This window comes from Piscicoccus intestinalis NBRC 104926, assembly GCF_001515525.1.
Classification (GTDB): domain Bacteria; phylum Actinomycetota; class Actinomycetes; order Actinomycetales; family Dermatophilaceae; genus Kineosphaera; species Kineosphaera intestinalis.
Window position 1 is genome coordinate 18,300 of sequence record NZ_BCNQ01000058.1, and the last position, 10,494, is coordinate 28,793.

The following is a 10,494-nucleotide window of genomic DNA, read 5'->3' on the forward strand; positions in this document are numbered from 1 at the left end:
CTGACCGTCCGCCGTCAAGCACGCCGCAGGGCCCGCCCCGAAAGAGGCGGGCCCTGCGGATAGGTCCCTCACGCGCGCGACGAGGCGCGCGGGCGCGTCACTGCGAGTTGTCGCCGAGGCGCTCGTCGAGGCCCTGCTTGCCCTGCTCGATCTTGTCGCTGTGCTGGCCGCCGGTCTTCTCGTCGGCGAACTGGCCACCCTGCTGGATCGCCTGGTCCGAGGCGCCCTCGATCTTGTCGCCGTGCTGCTGGTTCAGCTCCTGTGCCTTGTCGGCAAGTCCGTCGAACTGGCTCATCTCGCGATCTCCTTCGATGTCGGGCACCCCGCAGGTGTCTTCTCCGGGGTCGAACGATCAAACGGTCGAACTGTCACACGGCGTCAGCAGACGCCCTGCGACCTCCGGCAACGTACCCAGACGACGAGCCAGAACAAACCCCTCCGCCCGGTGCCCTCTCGCATTTCGAGACTTCTGTGCGATAAGTCATCCGTCGTTCAACTGAACGTCCACCGATGAACGTCCACCGACCGTGAATCCCTCAAGAACGGTCGACCGCACCCCGGCACCGACCTCGGCAGGGCCCGCGTCGCCCGCGTCTCGACCCCGCACAATGAGGGGGTGACCGCTCCCGTGCTCGCCGTCGCCGGCCCCACCGCCTCCGGCAAGAGCGACTTGGCGCTGGAGGTCGCGCAGCGGCTGGGCGCCGAGATCGTCGGCGCCGACGCGTTCCAGCTCTACCGGGGCATGGACATCGGAACCGCCAAGGTGCCGCCGGCGCAGCGCCGCGGTATCCCGCACCACCAGATCGACGTCCTCGACATCCACGAGGACGCGAGCGTCGCCGCTTACCAACGGCATTCGCGGGCCGACCTGGCGGCGATCGCGGGGCGCGGCCGTCGCGCGGTGCTCGTCGGCGGCTCCGGCCTCTACGTGCGAGCCGCCCTCGACGACCTGCAGATCCCCCCGACCGACCCGGCCGTGCGCGCCCGCCTCGAGGACGAGGTGCGCACTCTCGGCCTGGAGGCGGTCCGCGCGCGTCTCGTGCGCCTCGACCCCGCCGCGGCGGCCGCGATCGAACCCCGCAACGCGCGGCGCATCGTGCGCGCGCTGGAGGTCATCGAGCTCACCGGGGCGCCGTTCTCGGCGACGCTGCCCAGCGGCCGGTTCGCGCTGCCCGCGGCGCTCGTCGCGCTGCGGGTTCCCCGCGCGCAACTCGACGCGCGCATCGGGGCCCGCACCGCCGCCATGTGGGAGGCGGGCCTGCCGGCCGAGGTCGAGGCGCTCGCCGCCCGGGGGCTGGCCGACACCCGCACCGCCTCCCGGGCCGTCGGTTACGCGCAGTGTCTCGACCAGCTCGCCGGCCGGCTCACCGCGGCGCAGGCCATCGAGGCGACGGCCACCGCGACCCGTCGGCTCGTGCGTCGCCAGGAGTCGTGGCTGCGCGGCGACCCGCGCGTCACCTGGCTCGACGCCCCCGACGGCACCGACGTGGGCGCGCTCGCCGACCGTGCGCTGGACGTGTTGCGCGCCGCCGAGGCCGACCAGCGACAATGACCGCGTGAGCGAACGAGATGTCCGTTGGCCTTTCACGAAGGGGCACGGCACGCAGAACGACTTCGTGCTGCTGCCCGATCCGCAGGGGCACCTCGACCTGACCCCCGAACGCGTCCGCGTGCTGGCCGACCGCCGCAACGGCCTCGGTGGCGACGGTGTCATCCGCGTCGTGCCGACGGCGTGCAGCGATGAGCCCGAGGTGCTCGCGCTCGCGCAGTCCGCGCCCTGGTTCATGGACTACCGCAACGCCGACGGCTCCCCGGCGCAGATGTGCGGCAACGGAACCCGCGTGTTCGCCGCGTACCTGCGCCGGGAGGGCTTCGTCGACGCCGACGAGTTCGACATCGCGACCCGCGCCGGTGTCAAGCACGTGCGCGTCACCGACGACGGCTTCGCCACCAACCTCGGGCCCTGGCGCGTGCCGCACCGCGACCTCATGTGCGAGCGCGGGTTCGACACGCTCGTCTCCGTGCCCGGTCTCGACCCGTTGCCGGCGCTGTCGCTCGACCTCGGCAACCCGCACGCGGTCGTCGCGCTGCCCGAGAGCGTCGACCTCGACTCTCTCGACCTGACCCGGCCGCCGGAGCTGAACCCCGCTGTCGCCCAAGGCAGCAACGTCGAGTTCGCGCAGCCGCTCGGTCCCGGCCACCTGCGCATGCGGGTGCACGAACGCGGGGTCGGCGAGACCCGGTCCTGCGGCACCGGGGCGGCGGCCGCCGCGCTGGCGCTCATGCTCTGGAGCGGTGAGCCGAGCGAGCACGAACGTTGGCGCGTCGACGTCCCCGGCGGCACCCTGCACGTCGCCGCGCTCCCCGGTGGCGAGGTCGAGCTCAGCGGCCCCGCCGCGCTCGTCGCCGACGGCCAGGTCGACCTGCAGGGCTGACGCCGCGCCGAACGTTCGGCGGTCCGCGCCGGCTCGACCCCCACGGCAGCCCGATATCCCGGGCCAGAGACGAAAGTGGCTTACATACTCACGTCCGCCCGCGCTGCGCCGTGACAACGCCGCAGGTCGCAAGAGTCACCGGACGGCCGCGCAGCGAGTATGTCAGCGACTTTCGTCTCGACCGCAGTCGAGACCCGAAAACGCCGGACCCGGGCGACCGTCGACCACCGCGGGGACCGTCAACAGGCGGCTACCGCCGCCAGCGAGCACGAGCCTCGCGAGGATCGCGGCCGGTGGTCAGCGGGGGCAGGAAGGCGGGGCAGCGCCCGCACGAGCCGCCGCAGGCGCCTAGGCGATTCGAGCCATTCCTGTTGCCGGGGCGCGGCCCGTCCCTTAACCTCACCGGGCATGACGCACCGACCGCACCCCTCGGCCCCCGTCACCGCCCGACGTGCGCGCCGCGGCGCCCTCGCCGGCACGATCACCATCGCCATGGCGGCCGCGCTCGCCGCACCGGCGCTGGCCGCACCGGCGTCACCCGCCGCTACGGCGACACCGGCCGCGCCGATGCGGGACAAGCCCGGCCCCGTCGGCCACAGCCTCCCGCGGGTCGCGACGATGACCGGCAGCGGGGGAGCGGTCTCCTCGGTCGACCCCGTCGCGAGTCAGGTCGGCATCGACGTGCTGAAGAAGGGCGGCAACGCCGCCGACGCCGCGGTCGCCACGGCGGCGGCGCTCGGGGTCGTCCAGCCGTACGCCAACGGCATCGGCGGGGGCGGGTACTTCGTCTACTACGACGCCAAACGCCAGACGGTCGCCACCCTCGACGGGCGCGAGACCGCCCCGGCCGGCATGACCGAACGCTCCTTCCTCGAAGCCGACGGCACGGCGATGGACTTCGACAAGGCGGTGAATTCCGGTCTGTCCGTGGGAGTTCCGGGAACACCCGCGACCTGGAAGGCGGCCTTGGACCGGTGGGGCAGCCGCAGCTACTCGGCGATGCTGGCCCCGGCCCAACGCATCGCCGAGCGCGGCTTCGTCGTCAACGACGCGTTCTCGAACGCCACGGCCGACAACGCCGAGCGCTTCGCCACGTTCCCCGCGACGGCGAAGGTCTTCCTGCCCGGTGGTCAGCCCGTGCAGCCCGGGAGTGTGCTGCGCCAGCCCGATCTCGCCAAGGCCTACCAGGCCCTGCGGTCGCAGGGCCCGTCGGCCATCAACGGGGGCGCGATCGGCGAGGCGATCGTCAAGACCGTCCGCACCCCGCAGACGACCGCGGGCGTCAGCGTGCCGGCCGGATCGATGACGATCGACGACCTGCGCGGCTACCGGGTGCTGGCCAAGGACCCCGTCCACTCCACGTACCGCGGCCACGACGTCTACGGCATGTCGATCTCCGGCTCCGGCGGCATCGCGGTGGCCGAGACCCTCAACCTGCTGCAGGCCTACGAGAAGCGCGCCGGCACCCCGCTGGCGACGGCCGATCAGGCGCAGTACCTGCACCGGTTCGCCGAGGCCACCGCCACCGCGTTCGCCGACCGCAACCGATGGGTCGCCGAGGGGGCCGGCACCCCTGTCTCCGAGCTGGTGTCGACGGGCTTCGCCGCCGAGCGCGCCTGCGGGTTCGACCCGGCGAAGGCCCAGCCGCGGCCGATCCCGTTCGGTGAGCCCGACGGCGACTACGGCCCGTGCCCGCAGCCGACCGCCGGTGCCAGCGGCACCCCGAACGACGGCGCGTCGACGACGCACCTGACGGTGAGCGACAAGTGGGGCAACGTCGCCTCGTACACCCTGACGATCGAGCAGTTCGGCGGCTCCGGCATGGTCGTGCCCGGCTGGGGCTTCCTGCTCAACAACGAGCTGACCGACTTCAACTTCAAGCCGATGACCGACGGGGTGCCCGACCCCAACCTGCCCGCGCCCGGCAAGCGGCCGCGTAGCTCGATGGCCCCGACGATCGTGCTCAAGGACGGCGCGCCGGTCATCGCCGTCGGCGCCGCGGGCGGCCCGACGATCATCACCAGCGTCGCGCAGATCCTCACCGGCTACCTCGACCGCGGCCTGACGCCCGTGAAGGCCGTTGCGGCGCCGCGGATCTCCTCACGCAACACGGCGGCCACCGCGGAGCCGGGCCTCATCGTCTCCGACGTCGGCAAGCAGCTCGCCGCCTGGGGTCAGCCGATGGAGCCGGTCGAGTCCCTCGGCCGCGCCACGGCGATCACCTTCTCCGGCGGCAAGGCCACCGCAGCCGCTGAGACCTCCCGGGGAGGCGGCGGCTCGGCGATGGCCCTCCCGTAACGCCCATTCGCCTGTCACCACCCCCTGGCCGAAGGCTGCCCTTTCGGTCGAGGGCTAGGTCCATAGCACGAGCCCTCGGCCGAAAGGGCAGCCTTCGGCCGGGTTCGTGGCCGAGCTTGTGGCCGGGCCCGGTGGTGGCGCGGCAGTAGCGCGCTCAGGCCGGGGTGACGGGGCGCGGGGTGGGGCGGTCGACGAGCAGCACGCGGAAGCCCTTGGCCGAGGCGTGCCGGGAGACGAGGTAGTCGGGGCCGAGGGTGCGGGTCAGCCAGGTCTGCAGGGAGTCCGAGCCGAGGTTGCGCTGCACGACGAGGTAGGCCCGCCCGCCGGGCGCGAGCCGCGGCAGCCACGTGAGCAGCAACTCGTGTAGCGCCTCCTTGCCGATGCGGATCGGCGGGTTCGACCAGATGCAGTCGAACGCGACGTCGGCCGGCACGTCCTCCGGTGTCACCGCCCGCACGCCCAGGCCGAGGGAGGCGGCGTTGTCGGCGGTCAGCCGCACCGCGCGGCGGTTGACGTCGACTGCCCACACCCGCGCTCCGGGCGACAGCTGCGCCATCGTCAGCGCCAGCGGCCCCCAGCCGCAGCCGAGGTCGAGCAGCTCACCGGTCGGCGGCGGGTCGGGGGTCTCGCGCAGGAGCACCGAGGTGCCCAGGTCGAGCCGGTCCGGGCAGAACACCCCGCCGGAGGTCTGCACCTGCACGGTGCGCCCGAGCAGCGGCACGCTGATCGTGCGCCGGTGCTCGGGCACGTCGGGCTCCGCCGAGAAGTAGTGCTGCGGTGGGGTGGGCATCGCCACCACGGTAGCGATCCCGAGACCGGAGCCCGACGCGACGCACGATGTCTCACCCCTCCGACCGCGACGGCCGCCTCACACGACACGCGTGACACCCGGGCGACGGCCGGCGACTCGGCTCGGTATGGTCGCCCCTGTGGCCACTGAGTGAGACGGTGTGTACGGAACATGAGATGGCTCGCACGAATCAGGTGGTCATTGCCCCAGGACCGCCGACGAACACGGATCGGTCCCAGCGATTCTCGGGACCGGGGGCACGCAGGTATGTGACAATTCCGGGCATTCACGGCCGGAGGCGTCGGCACGCGCTGACCGCGCGGCCGCGTCCACCGGGGCCGGGTCTGCTCATCGATCATCGTCTGCGCGCAGAACTCGTCGAGGAGGACGAATGGCCACCGCACTTCCGGCTGTCGACGGCGGCACCACGACGCTGGGCTCCCAGAGCCTGATGATCGTCGTGGTGGTCGCGCTCGTCGCGGTCGCAGCCCTGGGCTTCGGCACCTACATGCGCGCGCAGGTGCTGCGCGCCGACCACGGCTCACCGGGCATGCGCGAGATCGCCGCCGCCGTCCAGGAGGGCGCGTCCGCTTACCTGCACCGCCAACTGCGCACCCTCGTCTGGTTCGTCGTCATCGTGTTCCTGTTGTTGTTCCTGCTGCCCGCCCACGACGGCAGCGTGCGCATCGGGCGCAGCATCTTCTTCGTTCTCGGCGCGGCCTTCTCCGCGATCATCGGCTACATGGGCATGCACCTGGCGGTGCGCGCCAACGTGCGGGTGGCGGCCGCCTCCCGCGACGGTCACCGGGCGCCGGGCTTCCGCATCGCGGTGCGCACCGGCGGTGCGGTCGGCATGGCGACGGTGGGCCTGGGTCTGCTCGGGGCCTCCCTCGTCGTGCTGATCTTCCGCGGCCAGGCGCCCGCGGTGCTCGAGGGATTCGGTTTCGGCGCCGCGCTGCTGGCGATGTTCATGCGCGTCGGTGGCGGCATCTTCACCAAGGCTGCCGACGTCGGCGCCGACCTCGTCGGCAAGGTCGAGCAGAACATCCCGGAGGACGACCCCCGCAACGCCGCGACGATCGCGGACAACGTCGGCGACAACGTCGGTGACTGCGCGGGCATGGCCGCCGACCTCTTCGAGTCGTACGCGGTGACGCTGGTGGCCGCCCTCATCCTCGGCAAGGCCGCGTTCGGTGAGCCGGGCCTGATCTTCCCGCTCATCGTGCCGGCGCTCGGCGCGCTCACCGCCGTGCTCGGGGTCTTCGTCACCCACCTGCGCCACCACGAGAACGGCCTGCGGGCGATCAACCGCGGCTTCGCGATCGCCGCAATCGTCTCGGCGGTGCTGTGCACGATCGCCTCCTACATCTACCTTCCGGGTTCGTTCGCCGCGATGCCGCAGGCGGCGGAGTCGGTGCGCACCCTCGGCAGCGACCCGCGCCTGCTCGCGAGCCTGGCCGTGCTGCTGGGCATCGTGCTCGCCGCCGTGATCCTCTGGCTGACCGGCCACTTCACCGGCACGGAGTCGTCGCCCACCCAGAACGTCGCCCGCACGTCGCTGACGGGCCCGGCGACCGTGGTCCTGTCCGGTATCGGCGTCGGGCTCTCGTCGGCCGCCTACACCGCCGTCGTCATCGCCGCCGCCGTCTACCTGGCGTTCCTGCTCGGCGGCGGCTCGGTCGTGCTCTCGCTGTTCCTCATCGCGCTCGCCGGGTGCGGGCTGCTGACGACCGTCGGCGTCATCGTCGCGATGGACACCTTCGGCCCGGTCAGCGACAACGCGCAGGGCATCGCGGAGATGTCGGGCGAGGTCGGCGAGGAGGGCGCCGCCGTGCTCACCGAACTCGACGCGGTCGGCAACACGACGAAGGCCATCACCAAGGGCATCGCGATCGCCACCGCGGTGCTCGCGGCGACCGCGCTGTTCGGCTCGTACAACGACGCCGTGACGGGCGCGCTGGCCAGCGCCGGGCGCGACGCCTCGGAGGCCGTGGCGGGCTACTCGATCGTCTCCCCGAACGTGCTCGTCGGGCTCGTGCTCGGCGCCGCGGTCGTCTTCCTCTTCTCGGGGCTGGCGATCGACGCGGTGACGCGGGCGGCCGGCGCGATCGTGCTCGAGGTGCGCCGCCAGTTCCGCGAGATCCCCGGGATCATGGAGGGCGAGAACAAGCCGGAGTACGGCAAGGTCGTCGACATCTGCACCCGCGACTCCCTGCGGGAGCTGGCCACCCCCGGTCTGCTCGCGGCGATGGCGCCGATCGCGGTGGGCTTCGGGCTCGGATTCGGTGCGCTCGCGGGCTTCCTCGCCGGCGCGATCGGAGCCGGTGTGCTCATGGCCGTCTTCCTCGCCAACGCCGGCGGCGCGTGGGACAACGCGAAGAAGCTCGTCGAAGACGGCGGCTTCGGCGGCGGTAAGGGCACCGACGCGCACGCGGCGACGGTCATCGGCGACACCGTCGGCGACCCGTTCAAGGACACCGCCGGTCCGGCGATCAACCCGCTGCTCAAGGTGATGAACCTCGTCGCGGTGCTCATCGCGCCCGCGGTCGTCTACCTGTCCGTTGGTGACGGGGCTTCGACGCCACTGCGATTGGCCGTCGCCGCCATCGCCACGGCACTCATCGTCGGGGCCGTCGTGGTGTCGACCAAGCGGGCCTCGCACCTGCAGCAGTTCGAGACCCCGCACATCGACATCACCGAAGACTGAGCAGGACTAAGCGGGACTGAGCAGGACCGAGTCGCAACCCCCGCGGTGCGAGATGGCCCGTTTCTCTCGAAACCGTGGGCAAACCGGCTCCGGATTGGTCACAGTTGACGGATGCATGAGGTGACCTTCGACGTCCGTGACGTGGCCGGCCTGGCCGAATTGGTGGGAGACAAGCGCTGGAGCGAGGTGTCGCAGGCGTGGGAATCGGCCTGCGCCGACCTCGCCGGCAAGACCGTGTGGCACATCAACGCCACGGCGAACGGCGGCGGAGTGGCGGAGATGCTGCTCGCCCTCATGCCGCTGTGGCGCCGCCTCGGGATGGACGTCCGCTGGCTGGTGCTCGACGGCGACCCGGAGTTCTTCGCGATCACCAAGCGGCTGCACAACTTCATCCACGGCTTCCCCGGAGACGGTGGCCAACTGGAGGCCGCGGAACGCCGCCCGTACGAGGCGACGCTGGGTCGAGAGCTGGCGACCCTGCGGGAATGGGTCTCCCCGGGTGACGTGGTGGTGCTGCACGATCCGCAGACCGCGGGGCTGGCTGCGGGCATGGCCGAGCTGGGCGCCACCGTCATCTGGCGCAGCCACATCGGCCGCGACGAACCGAACGACCTGACCGACGCCGGCTGGGCGTTCCTCGAGCCGTACATCGCGGCGGCCGACCGCGTGATCGTCAGCCGGCTGCTCTACAAGCCGCCGTCGGTGCCGTTGGAGAAGGTGGTCGTCATCACGCCGTGCATCGACGCCTTCACCGCCAAGAACATCGACATCGCCCCGGACGTCGCCCGCGCGGTGCTCGTGCGGGTCGGCCTGCTGGAGGGGGAACCCGACGGCGAGGTGTCGTTCCCGCGGCGGGACGGCTCGCCGGGCACGGTGCGCCGGCACACCGACATCCCGGTGGCGGGCGGCCCGCTGCCGGCGGATGCGCGGCTGGTGTTGCAGGTCAGCCGCTGGGACCGGCTCAAGGACATGCCGGGCGTGATGACCGGCTTCGTCGAGGGCGTGCACGACGAGTCGGTGCACCTCGCGTTGTGCGGGCCCGCGGTGGAGGGGGTCAGCGACGACCCGGAGGGCGCCGAGGTGCTCGCCGAGTGCGTCGAGGCCCACGCGGCGCTGCCGGAGTCGGTGCGCCGGCGGGTGCACCTGTTCTGCGTGCCGATGGACGACGTCGACGAGAACGCCTACATCGTCAACGCGCTGCAGCGGTACGCCGACATCGTCGTGCAGAAGAGCATCTTCGAGGGCTTCGGGCTCACCGTCACCGAAGCGATGTGGAAGGGAAAGCCGTTGGTGGCCAGCGCGGTCGGCGGCATCCAGGATCAGATCGACCACGGCATCGACGGCATGCTCCTGCCCGACCCCGCCGACCTGGCGGCCCTCGGCGACGCGCTGACCGTGTTGCTGCGCGACGACGCGCTCGCCGCCCGCCTCGGCGAGGCCGCCCGGCAGAAGGTGCTGATGCGCTTCCTCGGCGACGGGAGCCTGTTCGCCTACGCCCGCCTCATCACCGACCTCGTCGCGTCGAAGGATCCCCAGGCCGACCCGGTCTGAGGCGGGTCACCCCTGCCGTCGACCGGCGCCCGCCTTCTCGGCGACCAGTCGCCGCCCCGCCGTTGCCGATTCGCCGCTCGGTCGTCGCCGAGCCGCCGCCCGTCGTCGCCGAGTCGCCGCGCGCGCCCCTGCGACGAGGGATAGCGCGATGGCGGCTACGGCCAGGGCGGTGACGTCCGGTGCCCACAGCCACGCCTGCCGGGCCCAGCCGCTCGCGATAGCCCACCCGCCCCCGGCGACCCCGGCTATCCCGAGCCCGAGCACGACGAGCCCGAGGCGCCGCGGCGGGCGGGCGACGGCAGCGCCGAGGAGGACGAGGGCCGCGGTCAGCGTGCCGACGAGCGCGGGGTAGAACGCGTCGACCGACCGGCTCGGGCCCTGACTGGGTCCGGCGCTGGCGCCGGAGCCTGAGCCGGCCGCGGAGCCGTTCGCCGGGTCGGTCGGCGCGAGCCGGGCGGCGAGTTCCATCGGCCCGGCGAGCAACAGTTCGGCGTGCCACGGGCCCGAGAGATTGGTCATCGTCACGAGCGCGAGGCCGCGCTCGGGCCAGACCATGAGGGTCGCGGAGTACCCGGGGGCCATGCCGCTGTGCCACGCGAATGTCGTTCCGTCGGGCAGGGATCGCAGCCGCCAGCCGGCGCCGTAGCGCTCGCCCGACGGGGTGGCGACGCCGGCGTCGCGGGTCGGTGAGCCCAGCGGCGGGTCGGCGCCGA

General features: G+C 72.6%; 8 protein-coding genes. 5 read left to right on the forward strand and 3 right to left on the reverse strand.

Translation table 11 applies throughout. From position 1 onward, the window contains the following. Positions 1-97 precede the first annotated feature (97 nt). A complete protein-coding gene (locus tag PINTE_RS10810) occupies positions 98-295 on the reverse strand; it encodes an antitoxin (RefSeq protein ID WP_068430066.1) in 198 nt (65 codons plus the stop codon). Positions 296-616: 321 nt separating this feature from the next. Between PINTE_RS10810 and miaA the strand changes: the two genes are divergently transcribed. The 3 genes from miaA to ggt all read left to right on the forward strand — a co-directional run bounded on the left by miaA (position 617) and on the right by ggt (position 4,733). Beyond that, on the forward strand, positions 617-1,552 hold the full coding sequence (miaA, locus tag PINTE_RS10815; RefSeq protein ID WP_068430068.1) for a tRNA (adenosine(37)-N6)-dimethylallyltransferase MiaA: 936 nt from the start codon (positions 617-619) through the stop codon (positions 1,550-1,552). A 4-nt stretch (positions 1,553-1,556) separates the two neighbouring features. After that, positions 1,557-2,435, forward strand: coding sequence for a diaminopimelate epimerase (gene dapF, locus PINTE_RS10820; protein WP_068430070.1), 879 nt, complete (start codon positions 1,557-1,559; stop codon positions 2,433-2,435). 408 nt (positions 2,436-2,843) lie between these two features. Then, positions 2,844-4,733, forward strand: coding sequence for a gamma-glutamyltransferase (gene ggt, locus PINTE_RS10825; RefSeq protein WP_084343478.1), 1,890 nt, complete (start codon positions 2,844-2,846; stop codon positions 4,731-4,733). Positions 4,734-4,887: 154 nt separating this feature from the next. Here ggt and PINTE_RS10830 read toward each other — a convergent pair whose 3' ends face one another. Continuing rightward, complete coding sequence (locus PINTE_RS10830) at positions 4,888-5,523, reverse strand: class I SAM-dependent methyltransferase (protein ID WP_068430087.1); 636 nt, start codon at positions 5,521-5,523, stop codon at positions 4,888-4,890. Positions 5,524-5,914: 391 nt separating this feature from the next. On the opposite strand from PINTE_RS10830, the gene PINTE_RS10835 reads away from it, so the two are divergent. Then, complete coding sequence (locus tag PINTE_RS10835) at positions 5,915-8,230, forward strand: sodium-translocating pyrophosphatase (RefSeq protein ID WP_068430073.1); 2,316 nt, start codon at positions 5,915-5,917, stop codon at positions 8,228-8,230. A gap of 111 nt (positions 8,231-8,341) precedes the next feature. Then, positions 8,342-9,781 carry a glycosyltransferase gene (locus tag PINTE_RS10840; RefSeq protein ID WP_157087177.1) on the forward strand — a complete coding sequence of 480 codons (1,440 nt, stop codon included), beginning with the start codon at positions 8,342-8,344 and terminating at the stop codon, positions 9,779-9,781. A 6-nt stretch (positions 9,782-9,787) separates the two neighbouring features. On the opposite strand, the gene PINTE_RS10845 is transcribed toward PINTE_RS10840, so the two are convergent. Beyond that, positions 9,788-10,494 (reverse strand): serine hydrolase (locus tag PINTE_RS10845; protein WP_157087178.1); only part of this gene is annotated, 707 nt, incomplete at its 5' end.